At 57.7% G+C, this 23,875-nt stretch carries 24 protein-coding genes and 1 pseudogene; 13 read left to right on the top strand and 12 right to left on the bottom strand.

Annotation, left to right across the window (positions count from 1 at the left end):
- The 3 genes and pseudogenes from DD606_RS19170 to rhaM all read left to right on the top strand — a co-directional run.
- Positions 1–279, top strand: a pseudogene (locus DD606_RS19170) (ABC transporter permease); the annotation flags it as partial.
- A 97-nt stretch (positions 280–376) separates the two neighbouring features.
- Positions 377–1,525, top strand: a complete 1,149-nt coding sequence (gene fucO / locus DD606_RS19165) for a lactaldehyde reductase (protein WP_058652391.1) — start codon at positions 377–379, stop codon at positions 1,523–1,525.
- Positions 1,522–1,836: an L-rhamnose mutarotase gene (gene rhaM / locus DD606_RS19160; protein ID WP_022652074.1), complete on the top strand. Its 315-nt coding sequence runs from the start codon at positions 1,522–1,524 to the stop codon at positions 1,834–1,836. The genes fucO and rhaM overlap by 4 nt, the downstream gene beginning before the upstream one ends.
- On the opposite strand, the gene DD606_RS19155 is transcribed toward rhaM, so the two are convergent.
- From DD606_RS19155 to DD606_RS19140, 4 genes are all read right to left on the bottom strand, one after another.
- Positions 1,824–3,101 (bottom strand): MFS transporter, encoded by a 1,278-nt coding sequence (locus DD606_RS19155; protein ID WP_129258989.1) that lies wholly within the window; start codon positions 3,099–3,101, stop codon positions 1,824–1,826. The two genes, rhaM and DD606_RS19155, sit on opposite strands and share 13 nt — an antisense overlap.
- A gap of 44 nt (positions 3,102–3,145) precedes the next feature.
- Entirely contained in the window at positions 3,146–5,269 is a 2,124-nt protein-coding gene (locus DD606_RS19150; protein WP_129258987.1) for an alpha-galactosidase, read from the bottom strand.
- 105 nt (positions 5,270–5,374) lie between these two features.
- A complete protein-coding gene (locus DD606_RS19145) occupies positions 5,375–6,370 on the bottom strand; it encodes a LacI family DNA-binding transcriptional regulator (RefSeq protein WP_003861974.1) in 996 nt (331 codons plus the stop codon).
- A 17-nt stretch (positions 6,371–6,387) separates the two neighbouring features.
- Positions 6,388–6,936 carry a helix-turn-helix domain-containing protein gene (locus tag DD606_RS19140; RefSeq protein WP_003861973.1) on the bottom strand — a complete coding sequence of 183 codons (549 nt, stop codon included), beginning with the start codon at positions 6,934–6,936 and terminating at the stop codon, positions 6,388–6,390.
- Positions 6,937–7,039: 103 nt separating this feature from the next.
- Here DD606_RS19140 and DD606_RS19135 point away from each other — a divergent pair, with 103 nt between their 5' ends.
- Together DD606_RS19135 and DD606_RS19130 are read left to right on the top strand one after the other, a co-directional pair.
- Positions 7,040–7,699, top strand: a complete 660-nt coding sequence (locus DD606_RS19135; RefSeq protein ID WP_022652076.1) for an AzlC family ABC transporter permease — start codon at positions 7,040–7,042, stop codon at positions 7,697–7,699.
- The gene (locus tag DD606_RS19130; protein ID WP_003861969.1) at positions 7,699–8,022 is read left to right on the top strand and encodes an AzlD domain-containing protein; all 324 of its coding nucleotides are present in this window, start codon (positions 7,699–7,701) and stop codon (positions 8,020–8,022) included. The genes DD606_RS19135 and DD606_RS19130 overlap by 1 nt, the downstream gene beginning before the upstream one ends.
- A 39-nt stretch (positions 8,023–8,061) precedes the next feature.
- Here the strand turns inward: DD606_RS19130 and DD606_RS19125 are convergent, their stop codons facing one another.
- Together DD606_RS19125 and fdhD are read right to left on the bottom strand one after the other, a co-directional pair.
- Positions 8,062–8,274: a DUF1471 domain-containing protein gene (locus DD606_RS19125; RefSeq protein ID WP_003861966.1), complete on the bottom strand. Its 213-nt coding sequence runs from the start codon at positions 8,272–8,274 to the stop codon at positions 8,062–8,064.
- Positions 8,275–8,388: 114 nt separating this feature from the next.
- Positions 8,389–9,225, bottom strand: a complete 837-nt coding sequence (fdhD, locus tag DD606_RS19120; protein ID WP_003861964.1) for a formate dehydrogenase accessory sulfurtransferase FdhD — start codon at positions 9,223–9,225, stop codon at positions 8,389–8,391.
- A 371-nt stretch (positions 9,226–9,596) separates the two neighbouring features.
- Here fdhD and fdnG point away from each other — a divergent pair, with 371 nt between their 5' ends.
- The 5 genes from fdnG to DD606_RS19095 all read left to right on the top strand — a co-directional run bounded on the left by fdnG (position 9,597) and on the right by DD606_RS19095 (position 16,356).
- Entirely contained in the window at positions 9,597–12,647 is a 3,051-nt protein-coding gene (gene fdnG / locus DD606_RS19115) for a formate dehydrogenase-N subunit alpha (protein ID WP_112018002.1), read from the top strand.
- Between the two features lie 12 nt (positions 12,648–12,659).
- The gene (fdxH, locus tag DD606_RS19110; protein ID WP_003861960.1) at positions 12,660–13,562 is read left to right on the top strand and encodes a formate dehydrogenase subunit beta; all 903 of its coding nucleotides are present in this window, start codon (positions 12,660–12,662) and stop codon (positions 13,560–13,562) included.
- The gene (gene fdoI / locus DD606_RS19105; RefSeq protein WP_003861958.1) at positions 13,559–14,194 is read left to right on the top strand and encodes a formate dehydrogenase cytochrome b556 subunit; all 636 of its coding nucleotides are present in this window, start codon (positions 13,559–13,561) and stop codon (positions 14,192–14,194) included. The genes fdxH and fdoI overlap by 4 nt, the downstream gene beginning before the upstream one ends.
- A complete protein-coding gene (gene fdhE, locus DD606_RS19100; protein WP_023323896.1) occupies positions 14,191–15,120 on the top strand; it encodes a formate dehydrogenase accessory protein FdhE in 930 nt (309 codons plus the stop codon). The genes fdoI and fdhE overlap by 4 nt, the downstream gene beginning before the upstream one ends.
- A 315-nt stretch (positions 15,121–15,435) precedes the next feature.
- The gene (locus DD606_RS19095; protein WP_063159150.1) at positions 15,436–16,356 is read left to right on the top strand and encodes an alpha/beta hydrolase; all 921 of its coding nucleotides are present in this window, start codon (positions 15,436–15,438) and stop codon (positions 16,354–16,356) included.
- Between the two features lie 8 nt (positions 16,357–16,364).
- Here DD606_RS19095 and fabY read toward each other — a convergent pair whose 3' ends face one another.
- The 6 genes from fabY to DD606_RS19065 form a co-directional block, all read right to left on the bottom strand.
- Positions 16,365–17,306: a fatty acid biosynthesis protein FabY gene (gene fabY / locus DD606_RS19090; protein ID WP_015569910.1), complete on the bottom strand. Its 942-nt coding sequence runs from the start codon at positions 17,304–17,306 to the stop codon at positions 16,365–16,367.
- Positions 17,307–17,350: 44 nt separating this feature from the next.
- The gene (dtd, locus tag DD606_RS19085; RefSeq protein WP_015569909.1) at positions 17,351–17,788 is read right to left on the bottom strand and encodes a D-aminoacyl-tRNA deacylase; all 438 of its coding nucleotides are present in this window, start codon (positions 17,786–17,788) and stop codon (positions 17,351–17,353) included.
- Positions 17,785–18,666, bottom strand: coding sequence for a virulence factor BrkB family protein (locus DD606_RS19080; protein ID WP_003861949.1), 882 nt, complete (start codon positions 18,664–18,666; stop codon positions 17,785–17,787). The genes dtd and DD606_RS19080 overlap by 4 nt, the downstream gene beginning before the upstream one ends.
- Positions 18,660–19,259, bottom strand: a complete 600-nt coding sequence (gene yihX, locus DD606_RS19075; protein ID WP_003861947.1) for a glucose-1-phosphatase — start codon at positions 19,257–19,259, stop codon at positions 18,660–18,662. The genes DD606_RS19080 and yihX overlap by 7 nt, the downstream gene beginning before the upstream one ends.
- 118 nt (positions 19,260–19,377) lie before the next feature.
- The gene (locus tag DD606_RS19070; RefSeq protein ID WP_003861944.1) at positions 19,378–20,178 is read right to left on the bottom strand and encodes a DeoR/GlpR family DNA-binding transcription regulator; all 801 of its coding nucleotides are present in this window, start codon (positions 20,176–20,178) and stop codon (positions 19,378–19,380) included.
- 34 nt (positions 20,179–20,212) lie between these two features.
- Positions 20,213–21,109: a sugar kinase gene (locus tag DD606_RS19065; RefSeq protein WP_058652397.1), complete on the bottom strand. Its 897-nt coding sequence runs from the start codon at positions 21,107–21,109 to the stop codon at positions 20,213–20,215.
- A 155-nt stretch (positions 21,110–21,264) separates the two neighbouring features.
- On the opposite strand from DD606_RS19065, the gene yihU reads away from it, so the two are divergent.
- The 3 genes from yihU to yihS all read left to right on the top strand — a co-directional run.
- The gene (gene yihU, locus DD606_RS19060; RefSeq protein WP_003861941.1) at positions 21,265–22,155 is read left to right on the top strand and encodes a sulfolactaldehyde 3-reductase; all 891 of its coding nucleotides are present in this window, start codon (positions 21,265–21,267) and stop codon (positions 22,153–22,155) included.
- A gap of 17 nt (positions 22,156–22,172) precedes the next feature.
- A complete protein-coding gene (gene yihT / locus DD606_RS19055; protein ID WP_063401268.1) occupies positions 22,173–23,048 on the top strand; it encodes a sulfofructosephosphate aldolase in 876 nt (291 codons plus the stop codon).
- A gap of 14 nt (positions 23,049–23,062) precedes the next feature.
- A partial coding sequence (gene yihS / locus DD606_RS19050) for a sulfoquinovose isomerase (RefSeq protein ID WP_129258985.1) occupies positions 23,063–23,875 on the top strand: 813 nt, incomplete at its 3' end.

Here is a 23,875-nt window from a genome sequence, read left to right as displayed (position 1 = left end):
ACCTCGCGTCTGGGCAGCACCCGTCCGACCATCGCGATGGGCTGGGAGCTGGCGGTGGTGACGATGGCGGTGCTCGGCGGCGTCAATATTCTCGGTGGGTCCGGCAGCATGGTGGGCGTGATTATCGCCGCCTTCCTGATGGGGCTGGTGACCTTCGGCCTGAGCCTGCTCAACGTGCCCGGCATTGTGATGTCGGTGATTATCGGCGCGATGCTGATCGTGGTGATTTCGCTGCCGATTATTACCCGCCGGATTATGCAGCGAAGACGGATCTCATAGCCGGGTGGCACTGCGTTTACCCGGCCTGCTTAACCGTAGGCCCGCGCAAGCGCAGCGCCGCCGGGCATAAAATTCACAGTAATTAAGGAGAATTATCATGAGCTTTATGTTGGCACTCCCCAAAATCAGCCTGCACGGCGCGGGCGCGATCGGCGATATGGTCAATCTGGTGGCAAACAAACAGTGGGGAAAAGCGCTGATTGTCACCGACGGTCAGCTGGTGAAGCTGGGCCTGCTCGACAGCCTGTTTACCGCGCTCGACGCCCATCAGATGTCGTATCACCTGTTCGATGAGGTATTCCCGAATCCGACGGAAGCGCTGGTGCAAAAAGGCTATGCGGCATATCAGGATGCGGAGTGTGATTACCTGATTGCCTTTGGCGGCGGCAGCCCGATTGATACCGCCAAGGCAATCAAAATCCTCACCGCCAACCCCGGTCCGTCAACCGATTACTCTGGCGTCGGCAAGGTGAAAAACGCGGGCGTGCCGCTGGTGGCGATCAACACCACCGCAGGCACGGCGGCGGAGATGACCAGCAACGCGGTGATCATCGACTCCGCGCGGCAGGTGAAAGAGGTGATCATCGACCCGAACATCATCCCGGATATCGCCGTGGACGATGCCAGCGTGATGCTCGATATTCCCGCCTCCGTGACCGCCGCAACCGGCATGGATGCGTTGACTCATGCGATTGAAGCCTACGTGTCCGTCGGCGCGCACCCGCTGACCGATGCCAACGCGCTGGAGGCGATTCGCCTGATCAACCTCTGGCTGCCGAAAGCGGTCGACGACGGTCACAACCTGGAAGCGCGCGAGCAGATGGCCTTTGGTCAGTATCTGGCGGGCATGGCGTTTAACAGCGCCGGTCTGGGGCTGGTGCATGCCCTGGCGCACCAGCCGGGCGCGACGCACAACCTGCCGCACGGCGTGTGCAACGCCATTCTGCTGCCGATCATCGAAAACTTTAACCGCCCGAACGCGGTTGTCCGATTTGCCCGCGTGGCGCAGGCGATGGGCGTTGACACGCGCGGCATGAGCGATGAAGCGGCCAGCATGTCAGCCATTCAGGCGATTCGCGACCTGAGCGCCCGGGTCGGCATTCCGTCCGGATTTAGCCAGCTCGGCGTGACCAAAGCCGATATTGAAGGCTGGCTGGATAAAGCTCTCGCCGACCCGTGCGCGCCGTGTAACCCGCGCACCGCCAGCCGCGATGAGGTCCGCGAGCTGTACCTGGAGGCTTTATGATCCGCAAAGCGTTTGTGATGCAGGTAAACCCGGACGCGCACGAGGAGTACGCGCGTCGCCACAACCCGATCTGGCCTGAGCTGGAGGCGGTACTGAAAGCCCACGGCGCGCACCACTACGCCATTTACCTCGACAAAGCCCGCAACCTGCTGTTTGCGACGGTGGAGATTGAATCGGAGGAGCGCTGGAATGCGGTGGCAAACACCGATGTCTGCCAGCGCTGGTGGAAACATATGGCTGACGTTATGCCGTCTAACCCTGACAACAGCCCGGTGAGTGCGGCGCTGAACGAGGTGTTTTACCTGGACTGATGTGTTAACGCTGCTGCCCCAGCGGTAGCAGCAATCTCCCGCCTGCCACTCAGCGTAAATGCCGACACCACCGTGATCGCCAGCACGAAACAGCCCAGTATCAGATACGTCTCCTGGAAGTCGACCCGGTCATACATATTCCCGGCAAAGGCGGAGAGAAAAATCGCCGCCGACTGTTTGGCAAACTGGAAGCCAATCAGGTAGATGGTGGCCGACAGGCGCGTATCAAACACCCCGGTGATGTACTTGAATGCCCCCACCAGCAGGAACGGGACTTCCAGCGCGTGCAGCATCTTCAGGGCAATCACCTCCACGGCGGTGGTGGCAAACGACGATCCGATAATGCGCGTCGCCATGATCACCCCGGCAATCAGCAGCGTGTTTTTCGCACCGATGCGGTTAATGATCCACGGCGAGCAGAACATGATGATCGCGTTACAGATTTCCCCCGCTGAGGTGGCGAAACCAAAGGCGCGGGTCCCCTCCTGCGGCGTGGCGAAGAAGGTTTTGAAGAAGGTAGCAAACTGCTGGTCGAAGACGTCATATACGCAGGCCACGCCAATCACGTACAGGATGAACATCCACATTCTGCGCTGGCGGAACAGGTTGAACACTGTTTTAGCAGTGATCTGCCGCTGGTTCGCGCCCAGGGCGTTCATGACCTGCGCCGTCTGGTTGGGCTTCGGTTTCGCGACCACCAGCAGCAGCATTAGCAACAGCGCCGCCGCCGATCCCATCCAGAAAACATACGACGGATCGATGCCGAACAGGATGCCGCCCGTTGAGGCGCACAGCCCCCAGCCGAGACAGCCGAACATGCGCGCCTTGCCGTACTCAAAAAAGCTGTTGCGGCTCACGCGTTCAATGTAGGCCTCAATCGCCCCCGAACCCGCTGAGAAGACAAAGCCGATATACAACCCACCGCTCAGCGCTCCCAGCCAGATATTGGTTTTCAGCAGCGGGGCGAAGACGTACAGGAAGAACGGCGCGAACAGGAACAGCAGCACCGAAATGATCCAAAGCAAATGTTTTTTCAGCCCCAGCTTGTCCGAAATGACCCCCAGCACCGGCTGGAAGGCAATGGCCGACAGCGAGATGCAGGAGAAAACAATCCCCGTATGGGTTTTGTTCAGGCCGATGATGTCCGACAGCCAGATCGGCAGGAACGGAAAACAGGTGGCCATGATGAAGAAGTAGAGAAAGAAGAACAGCCCGAAGATCCAGAAGTTAGGGTTGTCTTTGTGGGTACAGGTTGTTGTGTTCATTATTTTTATCCTCAACGGAGGGCCGGTTGCCCGGCCCGTCACCCTTACACGCGTTCCACACCAATCAGAATGGTGGTTTCCGGATCCAGAATCGGCAGCGCAATACCCGCCTGCATCAGCCATTCACCGCTTACCGTTTGCGGCGCGTCCATCCACGCCGGCAGCTTGCGCATGGTGTGCCCGCCCTCGCCCGTAATCTGAATGTTCGGGTGATCGAGCAGCGTGATGCGGTACTGCGCGCTGGCGTCTAACCCCGGCATACGCAGCGGCATCATCAGGGTGTAATCCGGCATCGCGAGCTGGCTGACCAAAAACAGCCCCTGCGTCTTGTCTTCGCTCACTATACCCTGCGCCAGGGTGGTGGCGTCCGGCATATCCACGCGCCACTGGGTGCCGTGATGAATGACCTCGCGCCACCGCTTATACAGCGCGGCGTAATGTCGATAGCCTTCACGCTCCTGCGCGTCGACGGTGAGCGGATCCAGCTCCAGCCCCATGTGACCAAACAGCGCCGTCAGCCCGCGGAACTGAATGCTGTGCTGGCGGAAGGTAGCGTGACACTTATGATGACCGATATGCGCCCCCATCACCTCCGGCGGGAAGAAGTAGCTCATGCCGCGCTGGATAGTGTTGCGCTCCAGCGCGTCGTTATTGTCGGACGCCCAGAAGCGGTGGCAGCGGGTCAGCACTTCATAATCGATTCGCCCGCCGCCGGAGGAGCAGGATTCAAACTCAATGTGCGGGAAACGCTCGCCCAGCACGTCCAGCAGGCGATAAAACTGGCGCGTCTGGGCATCGGCGGCGGCTTTGCCCTTGTGCCCTGGCTGCACCAGCTCGCGGTTCATGTCCCATTTCACGTAGTCGACCGCGTGTTCGCCCAGCAGCCAACTCATGCGCTCGACCAGATAATCAAAGGCCTGCGGAATATTAAGATTGAGCACCAGCTGATGTCGCCCGGTCGCCTGGGCGTAGCCCGGCAGCGCCAGCACCCAGTCAGGGTGCGCGCGGTACAGATCGGAATCCGGGTTAATCATCTCCGGCTCAACCCAGATACCAAACTCCATGCCGAGCTGTTTAACGTGATCGATTACCGGCTTAAGGCCGTTCGGGTATTTTTTCTCGTCCAGATACCAGTCGCCCAGCGCGGCGTGGTCGTCGTTGCGGCCTTTGAACCAGCCGTCGTCAATGATAAAGCGCTCCACGCCCAGCGCTGCGGCCTCGTCGGCCATGCGCATGATGTAGTCCGGATCGTGGTCGAAGTAGATCCCCTCCCAGGTGTTGAGATGCACCGGGCGCGGTTTATCTTCCGGGAAGCGGATAACGTTATCGCGCAGGTAGCGGTGGAACTGCTGGCTCATGCCGTTCAGCCCGTGCGGGGAGTGGCTGGCATACAGGCGCGGCGTCCAGAGCGTTTCCCCCTCTTCAATCGCCATTTCACCCGGCAGGTAGAGCGCTTCGGCCTGCATATAGCGGCGGCCATCGGTTTTCGCCTCTGCGCGCAGGCGGTGGTTGCCGCTCCAGCCCAGATGCACACCCCAGACGTGGCCGTGCATTTCACTGAATGACGGCGTACCTGAAATCAGTGCCGGGAAATGTTCGTGGGAGGTTTTACCCCGACGGTTTTCAATCACGAAGCTGTCGTGCTCAAGCGTAACGCGGTGCGGCTGAAACTCCCTGATCCAGCGTCCGTGGAAGGCCATCACCTCCTGCGCGCGTTCGGCCACCGGCAGCGTCACGGCAAAGCGATCCACCTGCCACGCCAGCGTTTTCAGGTTGGTTAACCCATGGCGCACCACCAGTACGCCGCTGGCATCCAGCGCTATTTCACTGGTCAGGCGCAAGCCTGCATGCTCGTCTTCAGCAGTGATTGTCAGGGCGTTTAACGCCTGCTGCACCTGCGTGGTTTTAAATACCGGCGATCCGTCCAGCCCCTGGCGATGCCCCTCAATGCCCGGCGAGCCAAACAGCCCATGCCCCAGCTCTGCCATCAGCGTGACGGGGGAGTCGACGTCCAGCCTGCCGTTAGCAACCGGGCGCGCGATACTCAGGACATCCTGCGGCGAGAAGTGCTGAAGGTGCGGCCCCCAGTAGAGAATTTCGGCGAACGGGTGGGTTTTTAGCACCACGTCAACCGTATTGCTTTCAAGTCGAAAAATGGCATCTTGCATCGGACATCTCCTGTCATCGGGATGTCCTGAGTTTTGATCCGAAACGTTTCGGATACAAACCAAAACGTTTCGGATCTGTGATCAAGTTTGGAATTTTTGGTGTGATTAGGCCGTCTGGCCTGGGGAGAATTCTGGCTGCCAGAGCACCTGAAGGGTGTCAATGTCGTCGCCGTTAATCAGCTGGCGCACCATATCGGCAATCTGTTTCCCGACGCCCTGACGGGTAGACTGGATCACCGCCGCGACGTCGATATCGACAATGCTGTCCTGCGGTAAGCCGTCATAGACCACCAGCGAGACGGCATTTTCACCGGTTAAGCGTCCCATCTGCGCCAGGGCCATCGCTGCGCCGTCGCCGTGGGTGTTGCAGTCGGTAATGATGGCCGTGGGCGGCTGCGGCAGGGAGAGAAGTTCTTGCGTGGTGGCATAACCCACGCGGCGCGAAGGAGGCATGGCGCGCAGCCATTCGCTGGAAAGTCCGGCTTCCCGCAGCGCGTCCAGGTAGCCCTGGCGGCGCTGGGTGATGAATGCCTGGTTGTTGCTTTCGCCCAGCAGCGCAATGCGCTGATGGCCTTTCTCGATCAGCCAGCGGGTGGCCTGATACGTACCGGCATAGTTGTCGAAATCGAACCACGCGTACGGCTGCGGGAGCTGGCTGCGGCCTAGCGCCAGAAACGGAAACCCGGCGGCCTGAAGCTGCTCAAGACGCGGATCGTGATCCAGCGTATGCGCCACTATCAGCGCATCCACGCGTCGGCTCTGCACCATGCGCATATAGCTGTGTTTGTCCGCCAGATCGTCGTCAGCGATGAGCAGCAGGTCAATCTCATGTCGCGCCAGTTCGTGGCTAATTTCGCCGACCATGTCCATAAAAACGCTGTTATTGAGCGGAACAGGATGCACCGGAAATACCAGCCCGACGGCGTCGATTTTGCCCATCTTCAGGCGACGGGCAAAGGTATTTGGTCGGTAGCCACGGCGCTGGGCCTCCGCTTCCACGCGGGCGCGCGTCTCAGCAGAAACGTCGTCATATCCGTTGAGGGCGCGGCTGACGGTGGTAACAGACAGCCCCAGTTCTTTGGCAATGGCTTTAAGCGACATGATTTTCCGTATCTTCTTTAGTTTTGTTCCGCCACCAGCAGCGCGTGCGTATCGGGCTCCAGCGCCTTAAAGATATGCGGCTGGTCAGCAGGGTAGCAAATGTAATCTCCCGGGCCGAGTTCTTCCGCCGCGTCGATCAGACCGACCATCGCCCGCCCCTGGGTCACGATAATATGCTCAACCGAACCAGGCGGATGGGGCTGGGAAATACGGTCTGCCCCCGGCTGAGTCAGCAGCAGATAGATATCACGACGCGCGCCCGGCGGACACGCCGCGAGCAAAATCGCCTCGTAGTTCGCCTGCCCGGCGACGACTTTTGTGCCCTCGCCGCGGCGGATCACCTGCGTGACGGGTTGCTGCGGCTCCAGTAACCGGGCAAACGGAATATCCAGCGCCACGCAAAGCGACCACAGCGTTTCCAGGCTAGGATTGCCGTTGCCAGACTCCAGTTGTGAAAGCGTGGATTTGGCGATCCCGGCACGGCGGGCAATTTCCGCCAGTGAGAGCCCGGTTCGCAGGCGTTCTCGTACCAGGCTTTTGGCGATCACGCTGATTGGCTGCGTCATAAAAACGGCCTCTTTCTCTTTATAACGAACGAATCGTTCGCCTTGTAAAACGATTTTGATGCGTTCATTATAATGGAAATACGTTCGATATGGCTAAAATGGTATGAAGAAACACCTCTCCTGTCTGAAAGGCGACACGATAAAAGCGATCGTCCTGGTCTGCCTCGCGGTGGGCGTAGTCGGCATGTCTTATGGCTCACTGGCGATGGCCTACGGTTTCCCGCTGTGGGTGCCGTTTGTCCTCTCCCTCACGGTGCTGGCAGGCGCATCCGAGTTTATGTTTATTGGCATCGTGGCAAGCGGCGGCAATCCGCTGGCAGCGGCCGCGGCCGGTTTACTGGTAAACGCACGCCATGTGCCGTTCGGCGTAACGGTGCGTGACCTGGTGGGCAAGCGCGGCCTGAGCTTTCTGGGCTGTCATATTATGAACGATGAAAGCGTGGTGTTCGGCCTTTCGCAAAAAACCGCCGAGCAGCGTAAAGCGGCCTACTGGCTGTGCGGCCTGGGCGTGGCAATTATCTGGCCGCTGGGGGCGGTACTGGGGGCGATGGTCGGCAAGCTGCTGCCAGACCCGGAAACCATCGGGCTGGACGCGGTGTTCCCGGCGATCCTGCTGGCGTTAGTGGTGCCGGCATTTAAAAACCGTACCACGCTGATCCGCGCCTGTAGCGGCGCAGTGTTGTCGCTGGCCGCCGTACCGTTTGCGCCGGTGGGTCTGCCGGTACTGCTCTCTTTGCTCGGCCTTGCCGCGAGGAAAAAATAATGGAAAACATGACGGTCTTTATTCTCGGCATCGCCATTCTTTCTGCCGGAACCTATCTGATGCGTCTTGGCGGAGCGAAGCTTGGCAACCGGCTGGCGCTTTCAGAACGGTCGCAGGCGCTGCTTTCAGACGCGGCTACCGTTTTGCTGTTCTCCGTCGCGTTGGCGACAACGTTTTATGAAGGGGACCATTTTGCCGGGATGGCACGTGTGCTGGGCGTGGGGTTCGCGGTGTTTCTGGCCTGGCGCAAAATGCCGTTAATTGTGGTGATCGTCGCGGCGGCGGTGGTGACCGCACTGCTGCGTCTGGCAGGCATAAACTAAAAAGCGCCCCAGGGGCGCTCTTTCGACGGTATAGCGGAATTATTTGTTCAGTTCAGCGGTCATGTGTACGCGGTTACCGGTGAATGCCTGGGTAATTTTGTAGGATGACGCGCCCGCTTCCTGAGCCTGTGCAGCGATTTTAGCTTCTGCACCATCCAGGGTAGAGGCGGATGCGGTCACTGTCTGCGCAGCGAAAGAACCAAAAGAGGTAGCCAGAGCGATTACTGCGACAAAAGTTTTGATGCTTTTCATGAGATAAACCCTTTCGTTAAGTTGTTTAGATAAGGCGCCGTGCCTTGATGAGATAAATATTAGACCTCATCATGAACAACTAAAAGCGGAAGGATTTGCTATACTCATTCAAAATTACTGATCAACTATCAATCGCTGCGGATGGGTGTAAATAGTTGCTCTACCCGGCTTGCAGAACCCCACCAGCGTCAGGTTGCAGCGCTCCGCCACTTCCACCGCCAGCGTGGTTGCCGCTGACACCGCAAACAGAATTTCCACGCCGCACATGGCGGACTTTTGCACCATCTCATAGCTGGCGCGGCTGGAGACTAACGCCGCGCCCTGCTGCCAGACGTTGCTTTCCCGAGCGCGGCGACCTAACAGCTTATCCAGCGCGACGTGGCGGCCCACATCTTCATGACCGCCGGCAATGTTGCCTGACGGCAATATCCATGCCGCCGCGTGGGTACAGCCGCTGAGCTGACCGATGGGTTGCACGTCGTTCAGGTGCTCAAGCGCCCGATCAAGGTGCGCCAGATTGAACGTCTGGGTGAACGGCAGCGGGATAATGGGTTTGCCGATATCGTTAAGCTGTTCAACGCCGCACACGCCGCAGCCGGTACGTCCGGCCAGCGCCCGGCGGCGCTCTTTCAGCCCCATAAAGCGGCGGCTGGAGAGTTCGATTTGCACTTCAAGACCATTACAGGCATGAACCACATCCATGCCGTAGATCTCCTGCGGATGCGCAATGATGCCTTCCGAGAGGGAAAAACCTATGGCGAACAGCTCCAGATCTTTCGGCGAGGCCATCATCACCACATGCGAAATACCGTTGTAAACCAGGGCAACGGGGACCTCTTCCGCCAGAAAATCCGGCGTGGCATGTGAAATGTGAGGCGGTCTGTGTACCGACAGTTCCACAATACCCGCAGGCAGTGGCGACGCGTGGGCAACACGGTTTTGTTTAGACACAACGGTATTCCTGAACAACCACGGAAGTGAGCCTGCTATTGCAACACAAACGGCAGGCCTTACGCATAGTATGGATCAACTTTTCAGCAACCATTCTCCTACTCAATACGGAGGGGTGCAACCGATCACCTGCTACACCTCTTTAACATGCAGAGGGTAAAATGTGATTGATATCACATTTTATAATCAATGCCGTGATAATACGTTCACTTTGTTTTAACCCCGTTGGAACAGGCGTACCGACATTGTGGTATTCTGGGCTTATCCCTCGGAGAAATGAGGGATTAACGCAAATTTTTCTCCTTTGCGGTTAATTCTCAACCGCAGAGTAAAACTACATAGCAATGTCGTAATGAACCAAGGAGTGACCCATGCAGGTCAGCAGAAGGCAGTTCTTTAAGATCTGCGCTGGCGGTATGGCAGGCACCACGGCGGCGGCACTGGGCTTTGCGCCCGGTGTAGCGCTGGCGGAAACACGGCAGTATAAACTGCTGCGCACCCGCGAAACCCGTAACACCTGTACGTACTGCTCCGTCGGCTGTGGGCTGTTAATGTATAGCCTCGGCGACGGTGCGAAAAACGCCAAAGCATCTATTTTCCACATCGAAGGCGATCCGGATCACCCGGTAAACCGTGGTGCACTCTGTCCGAAAGGGGCCGGTCTGGTAGATTTTATCCACTCCGAAAGCCGCCTGAAGTTTCCTGAGTATCGCGCTCCCGGCTCTGACAAATGGCAGCAAATCAGCTGGGAAGAAGCGTTCGATCGCATCGCTAAGCTGATGAAAGAAGACCGCGATGCCAACTTTATCGCGAAGAATGCCGAAGGCACCACCGTTAACCGTTGGCTCTCCACCGGCATGCTGTGTGCTTCAGCGTCCAGTAACGAAACCGGCTATTTAACCCAGAAATTTACGCGCGCACTCGGTATGCTCGCGGTCGACAACCAGGCGCGTGTCTGACACGGACCAACGGTAGCAAGTCTTGCTCCAACATTTGGTCGCGGTGCGATGACCAACCACTGGGTCGACATCAAGAACGCCAACCTTATTGTGGTGATGGGCGGTAACGCCGCTGAAGCGCACCCTGTCGGGTTCCGCTGGGCGATGGAAGCCAAAATCCACAACGGCGCGAAGCTGATTGTGATCGATCCCCGCTTTACGCGTACAGCGTCAGTGGCGGATTTCTACACCCCTATTCGTTCAGGTACTGACATCACTTTCCTGTCAGGCGTATTGCTGTACCTGATGACCAACGAAAAATATAACCGCGAGTACACCGAAGCCTATACCAACGCCAGCCTGATCGTGCGTGAGGATTACCACTTCGAAGATGGCCTGTTCAGCGGTTACGACGCCGAAAAACGCAAGTACGACAAAACCAGCTGGAACTACGAGCTGGACGAAAACGGCTTTGCGAAGCGCGACACCACCCTGCAACACCCCCGCTGCGTGTGGAACCTGCTGAAAGAGCACGTTTCCCGCTATACGCCGGAGGTTGTCGAAAACATCTGTGGGACGCCGAAAGCGGATTTCCTGAAGGTTTGCGAGTTGATTGCGGAAACCAGCGCGAAAGATAAAACCGCATCGTTCCTGTATGCGCTCGGCTGGACGCAGCACTCCATCGGCGCGCAGAACATCCGCACCATGGCGATGGTTCAGCTGCTCCTCGGCAACATGGGGATGGCAGGCGGCGGCGTGAACGCCCTGCGCGGTCACTCCAACATTCAGGGTCTGACCGACCTCGGCCTGCTGTCTCAGAGCCTGACGGGTTACATGAACCTGCCGAGCGAGAAACAGACTGACCTGCAAACCTACCTGACAGCCAGCACGCCAAAACCGCTGCTCGAAGGCCAGGTGAACTACTGGGGCAACTATCCGAAGTTCTTCGTCTCGCTGATGAAAGCCTTCTACGGCGACAAGGCGACGGCGGAAAACAGCTGGGGCTTTGACTGGCTGCCGAAGTGGGACAAAGGTTACGACGTACTGCAGTACTTCGAAATGATGCACCAGGGCCAGGTCAACGGCTATATCTGCCAGGGCTTTAACCCGGTGGCATCGTTCCCGAACAAGAACAAGGTTGTCGAGTCTCTGTCGAAGCTGAAGTTCCTGGTGACGATTGACCCGCTCAATACCGAAACGTCTACGTTCTGGCAGAACCACGGTGAGTCGAACGACGTCGATCCGTCGAAGATTCAGACCGAAGTGTTCCGTCTGCCGTCCACCTGCTTCGCGGAAGAGAACGGGTCTATCGTCAACTCCGGCCGCTGGTTGCAGTGGCACTGGAAAGGCGCAGACGCCCCGGGCATCGCCCTGAACGACGGCGAGATCCTGGCCGGCATCTTCTTACGCCTGCGTAAGATGTACGCCTCTGAGGGCGGCGCAACGCCTGAGCCGGTACTGAACATGACCTGGAACTACTCGACGCCGGAAAACCCAGCGCCGGAAGAAGTGGCCATGGAGAGCAACGGTAAAGCGCTGGCGGACGTTATCGACCCGGCGACCGGTGCGGTGCTGGCGAAGAAAGGCGATCAGCTCAGCACCTTTGCGCACCTGCGCGATGACGGTACGACCTCCAGCGGCTGCTGGATCTTTGCCGGGAGCTGGACGCCGAAAGGCAACCAGATGGCCAACCGCGATAACGCCGACCCGTCGGGCCTCGGTAATACGCTGGGCTGGGCATGGGCGTGGCCGCTTAACCGCCGCATCCTCTATAACCGTGCCTCCGCTGATCCGCAGGGCAACCCGTGGGATCCGAAGCGTCAGCTTCTGAAGTGGGACGGCGCGAAATGGGGCGGCGTGGATATTCCGGACTACAGCACTGCCGCACCAGGCAGCGATGTCGGGCCGTTTATCATGCAGCCTGAAGGGATGGGCCGTCTGTTTGCTATCGATAAGATGGCGGAAGGGCCATTCCCGGAACACTACGAGCCGTTTGAGACGCCGCTGGGTACTAACCCGCTGCACCCGAACGTGGTCTCTAACCCGGCAGCCCGTATCTTCAAGGGCGATTTTGAAGCGCTGGGTAAAAAGGACAAGTTCCCGTATGTCGGCACCACTTACCGTCTGACCGAACACTTCCACTACTGGACCAAGCACGCGCTGCTGAATGCCATCGCGCAGCCGGAACAGTTTGTGGAGATCGGCGAGAAGCTGGCGAACAAACTCGGCATTGCCCATGGCGATACCGTGAAGGTCTCCTCTAACCGCGGCTACATCAAAGCCAAGGCGGTGGTGACCAAGCGTATTCGCACGCTGAACGTTCACGGTCAGCAGGTGGATACCATCGGCATCCCGATTCACTGGGGTTATGAGGGCGTGGCGAAGAAAGGGTTCATTGCGAACACCCTGACGCCGTTCGTCGGTGATGCGAACACGCAGACGCCGGAGTTTAAGGCCTTCCTCGTGAACGTGGAAAAGGTGTAACGGAGACGACTTATGGCTTATCAATCTCAAGACATTATCCGTCGTTCCGCGACTAACGGTTTCACGCCCGCGCCTCAGGCGCGGGACCACCAGCAGGAAGTGGCGAAGCTTATCGACGTGACCACCTGTATCGGCTGTAAAGCCTGTCAGGTGGCCTGCTCTGAGTGGAACGACATCCGTGACGAAGTGGGTCACAACGTCGGGGTGTACGACAACCCGGCGGACCTGACCGCCAAGTCCTGGACGGTAATGCGTTTCTCGGAAGTGGAGCAGAACGACAAGCTGGAATGGCTTATTCGCAAAGACGGCTGTATGCACTGTGCGGATCCGGGCTGCCTGAAGGCGTGTCCGTCAGAAGGGGCTATCATTCAGTATGCCAACGGCATCGTCGACTTCCAGTCCGAGCAGTGCATTGGCTGCGGCTACTGCATCGCGGGCTGTCCGTTCGACGTGCCGCGCATGAACCCGGAAGACAACCGCGTCTACAAATGTACGCTGTGCGTTGACCGCGTAAATGTCGGCCAGGAGCCAGCGTGCGTGAAGACCTGTCCAACCGGCGCTATCCACTTTGGCTCTAAAGAGGATATGAAAACGCTGGCGGCAGAGCGCGTGGGCGAGCTGAAAACTCGTGGTTACGATAACGCGGGCCTGTACGATCCGGCCGGGGTTGGCGGTACGCACGTCATGTACGTGCTGCACCACGCCGACAAGCCGAACCTGTATCACGGCCTGCCGGAGAACCCGGAAATCAGCGCCACCGTGAAGTTCTGGAAAGGCATCTGGAAACCGCTGGCAGCGGTCGGTTTTGCTGCCACCTTCGCAGCGAGCATCTTCCACTACGTCGGCGTTGGTCCGAACCGCGCGGAAGAGGAAGACGATAACCTGCATGAAGAGAAAGACGAGGTGCGCAAATGAGAAAACGTGACACCATCGTGCGCTACACCGCGCCGGAACGTATCAACCACTGGGTCACCGCCTTCTGCTTCATGCTGGCGGCGATAAGCGGGCTGGGGTTCTTCTTCCCGTCCTTCAACTGGCTGATGCAGATCATGGGGACACCACAGCTGGCGCGTATACTGCACCCGTTTGTTGGCGTCATCATGTTCGCGTCGTTCATCATCATGTTTTTCCGTTACTGGCACCATAACCTAATCAATCGGGATGATATCTTTTGGGCGAAGAATATTCGTAAGATCGTCGTCAACGAGGAAGTAGGTGATACCGGGCGTTATAACTTCGGCCAGAAATGCGTATTCTGGGCGGCGATTATCTTCCTGGTCCTGTTGCTGGTGAGCGGCGTGATCATCTGGCGTCCGTACTTTGCGCCTGCTTTCTCAATCCCGGTGATCCGATTTGCGCTAATGCTGCATTCATTTGCCGCAGTGGCGTTAATTGTGGTTATCATGGTGCATATTTACGCCGCCCTTTGGGTGAAAGGCACCATTACCGCGATGGTGGAAGGCTGGGTCACCAAAACGTGGGCGAAGAAACATCACCCGCGCTGGTACCGTGAAGTCCGCCAGAAACAGGAAAAGTCATCTGAATGAGTATTCGCATAATCCCGCAAGATGAGCTGGGGTCGAGCGAGAAACGTACGGCGGAGTATATTCCGCCGTTGTTATTCCCCAGACTCAAGAACCTCTACAACCGCCGCGCAGAGCGTCTGCGCGAGCTGGCAGAGAACAACCCGCTGGGCGATTTTCTGCGTTTTGCCGCGCTGGTCGCCCATGCGCAGGAAGTGGTGCTGTACGACCATCCGCTGCAAATGGACCTGACCGCACGCATCAAAGAAGCCAACGAACAGGGCAAGCCGCCGCTGGACATTCACGTCCTGCCGCGCGACAAGCACTGGCATAAGCTGCTGCATTCGCTGATTGCCGAGCTGAAGCCCGAGATGAGCGGCACGGCGCTGGCGGTCATTGAGAACCTGGAAAAAGCCTCAGAGCAAGAGCTGGAAGAGATGGCGAGCGCGCTGTTTGCTTCCGACTTCTCGCTGGTGAGCAGCGATAAAGCGCCGTTCATCTGGGCTGCGCTGTCGCTCTACTGGGCGCAAATGGCGAGCCTGATCCCAGGCAAAGCCCGCGCCGAATACGGCGAAGCGCGCCAGTTCTGTCCGGTGTGTGGTTCAATGCCGGTCTCCAGCATGGTACAGATTGGTACGACACAGGGGCTGCGCTACCTGCACTGCAACCTGTGTGAAACCGAGTGGCACGTGGTGCGCGTGAAGTGCAGCAACTGCGAGCAGACCCGCGATCTGAACTACTGGTCGCTGGAAAACGAAGACGCAGCGGTGAAAGCCGAAAGCTGCGGCGACTGCGGGACTTACCTGAAGATTCTGTATCAGGAAAAAGACCCGAAAGTCGAAGCGGTGGCCGACGATCTCGCCTCGCTGATTCTGGACGCCAAAATGGAGCAGGAGGGCTTTGCCCGCAGCTCTATCAACCCGTTCCTGTTCCCGGGTGAAGGGGAGTAATCTCCTGTGACAGTGCCGGGCGGCGCGAGCTTGCCCGGCCTACACCTCGACAGCAATACCTGCCGTCTTATATGCCAGATGCTCTTCAGCCCGTAGTCCAGGATCCGTCTAAAGACGCGTTATCGCTTTAGCATCGCTTCCACGGCAAATCTCAGGCAACATCCGCACTTTATGTCTGTGACGAAAGCAGATAATAAAAAAGCTCTCGCCTTTGCGAGCAGCTTTCAAGACTTTTCCCCTCAATAATATTCTTGTTTTCTTTTGAATCAAACCAGGCTATAAAGCTGTACATTCATACAGTTAAAAGGTGTTTTCATGGCACTGGAAAAGGGTATTGAACGGCTGGTTCAAGGATTTATCGCTGCAGGTCGCCCCTCATCGCGTCGCCAGACAATTGAGGTACGACGAGCAGGCTATATTGCCAGCACGGAGCTTGCCGGGAAGACCGAAACGCGCGTTCAGCTGGAGACGCTTGTTCTTGAGGGTCTTACCATTCAGGTATTTTCACCTCTCAATGCGCCTGAAATATTGCCTGCTGCCATCTACTACCACGGCGGATGTTTTATCAGCGGCGGCTTTGATACCCATGACAACCAGCTCCGTCAGTTAGCCTACTACGGCAATTGCCGGGTGATTGCGATTCAGTACAGACTGGCGCCGGAGCATACCTTCCCCGCCGCACATGACGATGCTGAAAGAGGTGCGAATCTGGTCTGGCAGTATGCAGACGAATTAGGCGTGGATAAGAACCGACTCACCCTCTGTGGAGACAGCGCAGGAGGGCATTTGGCGCTGGTAACGTCATTGCGGCTTAAGGCAAAAGGGCTCTGGGATCCCGCGCAGCTCATTCTTATCTATCCCATGCTCGACGCTACGGCCAGTCTTGAAAGCTATACCCTCAATGGCATGGATTACGTGATTACTCGCGATACCCTTTTGAGCGGCTATGAAATGTATCTGGCTGGAGCCGACCGTCAGCATCCTGAAGTCAGTCCACTGTGGCGCAACGACTTTAGCGGTCTGCCGAAGGTCCATATTGTTACCGCTGAGTATGATCCGTTACGTGACGAAGGCGAGGCGCTTTATCAGCGCCTCACGGCGCAAGGCGTGAAGTGTACCGCTCAACAATGGCGGGGTGTAATTCACGGCTTCTTCCAGTTGGGTGGAATTAGCCAGTCAGCGCGAGACATTATGCGAGATATTGCCTGGCGCATTAACCATGCCGGGCGAGAGTGAGAAGGAGACTACTCCTCCTCGTTCCCACCCTCTTCATACGCGCCATACGGCTTCGCAGGCAGAACGATATAGGTGCCTTCAAACACCGCGCCTGGCGTTTCATCGCCGAACAGCTCAACCTGCATCTGTACGCGTGCTTTACGTCCACGCGCCAGACGGTCGAGATCGCCGCCCAGTGCGCCCAGGTCAGCTACCGCGCTCGGCTTGCCGCTGATCGGCGCGCTGTAGCGGATATGGGCATCGGCCAGAATAATGGTGCCGCCGAGATGACGTTCGCGCAGCATCAGCCAGATCAGTCCCCATCCGGTGAGCGTGGCGAGTGAAAACAGGCTGCCGGCAAACAGGGTATGGTGCGGGTTCTGGTTGCCGGTTTCCGGCATGGTGGTGATAAATTTTTGTCCGGTATACTGCTGAATACGCACGCCCATTTTTTCACTGAGCGGTATGTGCTGATACCACGCCTGCTGGAGCTGCCCGCACCAGTCGGCGCGATGGAGAATATCGTCCAGCGTGGCGATGGGTTTGATCATCAAAAAGTGACGAATCGGCGTAGTTTGCGGGGCGGTGATTTCCCCCTGATTCACGAAACCAAGCTTGGCAAAGAACTCAACGGCATCTTCGCGGGCGCTACAGGTGACGCGCTTGACCCCTTCCTGACGGGCAACGGATTCCAGCGTCATTGCCATCAGCGTTCCAAGGCCTTTGTCCTGCACGGAGGGATGAACGGCCATAAAGCGGATTGAAGCTTCGTTGTCGGCATTGATGTACAGACGTCCCACGGCAACGAGGTTGCCCTCTTCATCAACCACCATCTGGTGGTGCGCCATCGCGTCCCAGGCGTCGCGTTCAGAGCCTTTCGGTTGATGCAGTGGTTTGCGCAGCATTTCCCAGCGGAAATGGTAATAAGCGTCTAATTCTTCTTCCGTTTGCGGTACTCGAAGGTGATACATAGCTGTACTCTCTCTTGTTACCCGCGGCCATACCGCCAGTTGGCTCATACCTGGAGCCAGAATGTGACGGGGCCATCGTTCACCAGCGAAACCTGCATATCCGCAGCGAATCGTCCGGTTTGTGTATTCATGTCCTGTTGGCGACAGCGCTCAACAAAGTACTCGTATAGAGCTTCTGCGCGATCCGGTGCCGCGCCCTTCGAAAAACTCGGCCGCATGCCGCGTTCGGTATCCGCAGCCAACGTAAACTGGGAAACCACCAGCACGCTGCCGCCCGCCTGCTGAACGTTCAGGTTCATCTTGCCTTCCGCATCGCTGAAAATGCGGTAGCCCAGCACGCGCTCACATAAGCGGTTAGCTTTTTGTTCGTCGTCATCTTTTTCGACACCCAGGAGCACCAAAAGTCCTGGGCCAATTTCACCCGTCACCTCATCCGCCACGGTGACGCTGGCACGGGTTACGCGCTGAATCAATGCAATCATGGTTGGTCTGCTTCTTGTTGTTTTTCAGCTTCTGCTGCCTTTTTGAGTTCGCGGTAGACTCCAAGAGTGACAGTTATTTCGGCGCCAAGCAAGACGATACACCACGTCCAGTAGACCCAGACAAACAAAATGGGGATCACCGCCAGCACACCGTAAATCAGCTGATAAGAGGGGAACATGGTGATATAAAGCGCGAATCCTTTCTTGCCCAGCTCAAAGAGCAACGCCGCGACCAGCGCACCCACCACGGCATCCCGGTTGGGTACGCGCGTGGTTGGTACCACGCTGTAGAGCAGCCAGAACGAAAGCCACGATAAAATCAGCGGGAAGATACGCAGCACGTTATCGATCACGCTGTTTAAGTCGGTCGCCCAGCGCAGCGAAAGAAGGTAGGAGCTGATCGCCAGGCTTGCCCCCGCCAGCAATGGGCCAAGGGTTAAAATCATCCAGTAGACGGCAAAGGAGTAAACCTTCGGGCGGACTTTTTTGCTCCGCCAGATGGTGTTGAGCGCACTGTCGATGGAGTACATCAGCAGCAGCGCGGTAACAATAAGCCCACACGCCCCCACCGCCGTCATCTTGCTGGAGTTTGCGACAAACTGCTCAATGTAGTTCTGGATCACATCGCCGGTGGCAGGAATAAAGTTTGCGAAAACAAAATGGCGAAGCTGCATGCTCACATCGGCAAACATTGGAAATGCCGAAAAAAGCGCAAAAATCACCGCCACCAGCGGCACCAGCGAGAGCAACGACACGTAAGCGAGATTGCCCGCCAGCGTGGTCATGTTGTCCTCATCAATGCGATGCCAGAGGAGTTTCAGCCACGCCCTCAGCGGGCGCGTGTGGTGATTGGCTTTTTGATGAACGGTTTTTAGCATAACTGCTTCGCAAAGTAGTTCGGTATCGTCTCTTTTCCGGTCACCAGAATGGAGGTGATACCTAACTGATTAGCCCCTTCTATATTATCGGCGTTGTCGTCAAAAAAGACCGCATCCGCTGCCGTGAATCCTTCTTCCTGCAATACTGCCTGATAAATGCGCGCCTCAGGTTTACGCATCCCCATCTCCTGGGAGAGATACACTTTATCTGCCGCCGCGTGAATTTCCGGGTATTCATCCGGCCAGAAGGTGGTATGCAGGCGGTTAGTATTAGACAGCACGACAACACGATGCCCCTGCTCGCGCAGCTTGTGCATGATGTCGATCACTTCCGGGCGGATCGCGACAAATATGGCCTGCCAGCCGTGGGAAAACTGCTCGTAGCTTAACGAAAGACCCATTTCCTGACAGAAACGCTCTGCGAACGCTTCATCGCTGATCTCACCGCGCTCGTGCAGATGGAAAGTCTCACCCATCGCGAAATTCTGCTTTAACGTCGCCAGCGGAACACGGCTAAAATCGCTCCATGCGCCCAACACCCGGTTAAAATCGATATCGACGATTACATTTCCTAAGTCAAAGATATAAAGCATGTTTATCTCCTTTCGCCGTGGAGAAGTAACTGTAGCGGGAAAGAGAAACTTTAGCTATGCGCCAGATTCAGCTTAGAGAAAGGAAAGGCCCGAATCGCAATATCGGGCCATAGGATGATCAGCCAGCCTGCTGCTCTTCTCCGGAATTGACTTCGACAACCTCAACCTTGCTGGATTTGAGGTGATTTTGCAGCGCCGGGCCGGGCAGCTCATCGGTGAACAGCGCCGTCGCCTGCGCCACGTTGCCAATTTCAACCGCCGCGGAGGCGTGGTATTTCGTATGATCGGCCGCCAGTAAAATGTGGCGGGAGTGAGCGATCATGGTTTTCACCACGCTGGCTTCGTTAACGTCAAATTCCATCATCGCGCCGTCGTGCTCTATCGCCCCGACGCTGGTGACCAGGTAATCTGCGCGAAATCCTGACACGAACGCCGTTGCCGCAGGACCGATAATGCCGCCGTTATGCGGGCGCAGCGTACCGCCGGGCACCATCACCTCAAAGCGCGGATTCTTATAAAGAATGTGCGCCACCCGCAGGCTGTTAGTGATGATGCGCAGATGATTATGGTTAAGCAGCGCCCGGGCAACGTGCTCCACGGTCGTCCCGATGGTGATAAAAATGGTCGAACCGTCGGGAATATAGTCCGCAATGGCCTCGGCAATCGCCCGCTTCTCTTCGGTAAGCGAGACTTCACGCTGCTCGAACGCCGTGTTCACCACGCTGGATGCCCTGCCCGCCCCGCCATGATGACGCGTGATCAGCCCCTGCTCGCTGAGCTTACGGATATCCCGGCGCACGGTTTGCGTCGACACATCCAGCAGCTGCGCCAGTTCATCAATGTTCATATAGCCGCGATCGGCAATCAGCGTCAGCAGCTGATCGTGACGCGGGTTGCCGGTCAGTTCGGTAAGGCTCATGGGCTGTCCTCTGAAAACCATCACGCCCCGCATTTTATACAAAAAGTGACAAAAAAGAGCGGGTTTGATCACAGTCGGGTATACCCGCGCGCCCGCCGGGCTTTGTGCATTTCAGTGCTGCGACGGCGCTGGCAAAACGCACGGCGTCTGCGGCGGGTAATTTCTGCCCCAAGCTGACCGCCAGCGCACCGTGGAACACGTCGCCCGCCCCCGTGGTATCCACCACGTTCACCTCAAAGCCGGGCTGATGACACAATGCGCCGTTTTCCAGCCAGAAGCAGCCGTCTCGCCCCTGCGTAACATACACATGTCCATTTGTGAGCGTTTGTGCTTTTTTCAGCGCGTCTTCGGTGTCATCCCGCTGCGTTAAACGCCGCAATCCCGGCGCGGAGAAGGCCGCGTGGTCGCTTAGGGCGATCAGCTCCGCAATGTCCTGCGGGGTGACATCCGCATCAAGCAACGTCGGTACGCCCTGCTGACGGGCCAGGGTAAATGCCTGTTTTGCCCCGTCATGCCAGCGCACATCGGCTAAGACAATATCCCACTGCGAGAAGTCGATTTCTTGCAGCCAGTCTGCCACCGCAGGGAGATCGGGGCTGGGATAGTTCGCTATAACACGCTCCCCGCTGCCGTCCACCAGCACCGCCGACTGTGACGATCGGGCACCCTTAAACACGCGCGTGTAGCGGGTATTCACCCCCAGGGATTCCAGCTCCGCCAGCAGCCGTCTGCCGGTATCGTCGTCCCCCACCCGGCCAATAAAATCCACTTCCGCGCCCAGTTTCGCGGCTGCCACTGCCGCCGTTGCCGCCGGGCCACCGCCCACTTCCGTATAGTCTTTTGCGACATATTTCCCACCTTCTTTCGGTAAATCATCGAGATACCAGATGCGATCCAGCACGGTAATGCCGACACAAACGATGCGAGTCATGGTGATTCCTTCTGCGATTTCTGATGCCTTCATTTTAATTTCACCAAATGTTTAAAAAGTGACCCGTGTCAATTTTTTGACTATAAATTACAAATACGATCAAAAACAGACACTACAAACGCGCAAAAATTGACACGATGTGACAGGAGAGAGGCATGTCAGCAATCGCATTTATCGGCTTAGGACAGATGGGCGCGCCCATGGCGAAGAATCTGTTGAAACAGGGCCACCAGCTTAACGTTTTTGATGTGAACCCGCAGGCGGTTCAGGCGCTGGTAGAGAGCGGCGCTCGGGCGGCGGCTACGCCAGCACAGGCAGCAACGGACGCGGAATTCGTAATTACCATGCTGCCAAACGGCGACCTGGTACGCAGCGTCCTGTTCGGCGAGCACGGCGTGTGCGAAGGATTATCCCGCGACGCGCTGGTCATTGATATGTCCACCATTCACCCGCTGCAAACCGACGCGCTGATACGCGACATGGCTGAGCAAGGCTTCAGCCTGATGGACGTGCCCGTCGGACGCACCTCTGACCATGCCATCGCCGGCACGCTGCTCCTGCTGGCAGGCGGCACGGCCCAGCAGGTTGAGCGCGCCACCCCGGTCTTAATGGCGATGGGCAATGAGCTGATTAACGCCGGCGGGCCAGGCATGGGCATCCGCGTGAAGCTTATCAATAACTACATGAGCATTGCCCTGAACGCCCTTTCCGCCGAGGCCGCCGTGCTGTGCGAAGCGCTTGGCCTCTCCTTTGACGTGGCGCTCAAGGTCATGAGCGGTACGCCTGCGGGTAAAGGCCACTTCACGACATCCTGGCCGAACAAGGTGCTGAAAGGGGATCTTTCTCCCGCCTTTATGATCGACCTTGCGCATAAAGATCTGGGGATCGCCCTCGACGTGGCTAACCAGCTCCACGTTCCGATGCCGCTGGGCGCAGCCTCCCGCGAAGTTTACAACCAGGCACGCGCCGCCGGGCGCGGGCGCGAAGACTGGACGGCCATTCTTGAACAGGTTCGCGCATCTGCCGGGCTGAAAAAAACACACTGATACGAAAGGACTGAGGAATGACGATGTACACCCTGAAAGATATCACCCGACCTTCCGGCGGTTTTGCGATGCTGGCCGTGGATCAGCGCGAAGCGATGCGCCTGATGTTTGCGGCGGCTGGCGCGCCGGTACCGGTAACCGACCAGCACCTGACGGATTTTAAAGTCAACGCGGCAAAAATTCTGTCGCCGTACGCCTCTGCGATCCTTGTCGACCAGCAGTTCTGCTATCGCCAGATTGTCGAGCAGCAGGCCGTGGCAAAAAGCTGCGCGATGATTGTTGCAGCCGACGAGTTTATTCCGGGGAACGGTATTCCGGTCGACAGCGTGGTGATCGACAAGAACGTCGACGCGCAGGCGGTCAAACGCGATGGCGGCAAAGCACTGAAGCTGCTGGTGCTGTGGCGCAGCGATGAAGATCCGCAGCAGCGCCTGGAGATGGTGAAAGCGTTCAATACGCTGTGCCACGATAACGGTCTGCTGAGCATTATCGAGCCGGTGGTGCGTCCACCGCGTCGCGGTGCCGCGTTTAACCGCGAACAGGCGATTATCGACGCGGCCAAAGAGCTGGGCGACAGCGGTGCCGACCTCTACAAAGTGGAGATGCCACTGTTTGGCATGGGCACGCAGCAAGAGCTGCTGGCGGCCTCGCAAAAGCTTAACGAGAACATCGCCATGCCGTGGGTGATCCTCTCGTCCGGCGTTGACGATAAGTTATTCCCGCGCGCGGTGAGCGTGGCGATGCAGGCGGGGGCATCGGGCTTTTTAGCCGGTCGCGCCGTCTGGTCCTCTGTGATTGGCCTGCCGGACACCGAGCTGATGCTGCGTGATATTTCCGTACCAAAACTTCAGCGTCTGGGTGAGATCGTCGACGAAATGATGGCTCGCCGTTAAGAAAGGATCCGAACATGAAATGGTTTAACACCCTGAGCCATAACCGCTGGCTCGAACAAGAGACCGACCGCATTCTCGATTTCGGTAAAAACGCCGCCGTACCGACCGGCTTTGGCTGGCTGGGCAATAACGGGCAGGTGCGTAGCGATATGGGCACACATCTGTGGATCACCGCCCGCATGCTGCATGTGTACGCGGTGGCGGCGAACATGGGGCGCCCCGGCGCGTACGCCCTGGTTGAGCACGGCATTAATGCCCTGAACGGTCCGCTGCGCGACAAGCAGCACGGCGGCTGGTACGCCTGCGTAAACGATGAAGGCGTGATTGATGCGTCCAAGCAGGGCTATCAGCATTTCTTCGTTCTGCTGGGCGCGGCGAGCGCCGTCACCACCGGCCATCCGCAGGCACGCAAGTTGCTGGACGACGCCATCGAGGTGATTGAGCGCTACTTCTGGAGCGAACAGGAGCAGATGTGCCTGGAGTCCTGGGACGAAGCCTTCAGCAAAACGGAAGACTATCGCGGCGGTAACGCCAACATGCACGCCGTGGAAGCTTTCCTCATCGTTTATGACGTGACCCACGACCGCAAATGGCTCGACCGCGCCCTGCGCATCGCCTCGGTGATTATTCACGACGTGGCGCGCAAAGGGGAGTACCGCGTTAACGAGCATTTTGACACCAACTGGAACCCGATCCGCGACTATAACATCGATAACCCCGCCCACCGCTTCCGCGCCTATGGCGGCACGCCTGGGCACTGGATTGAGTGGGGCCGCCTGATGCTGCACCTGCGCGCCGCCCTGGAAGCGCGCTTTGAAACCCCGCCG

The sequence above is a fragment of the Enterobacter cloacae complex sp. GF14B genome (assembly GCF_004136805.1).
Taxonomy (GTDB): Bacteria; Pseudomonadota; Gammaproteobacteria; order Enterobacterales; family Enterobacteriaceae; genus Enterobacter; species Enterobacter hormaechei_C.
Note: the sequence above shows the minus strand (reverse complement) of the source record. Positions and strands in the feature narration are given on the sequence as shown.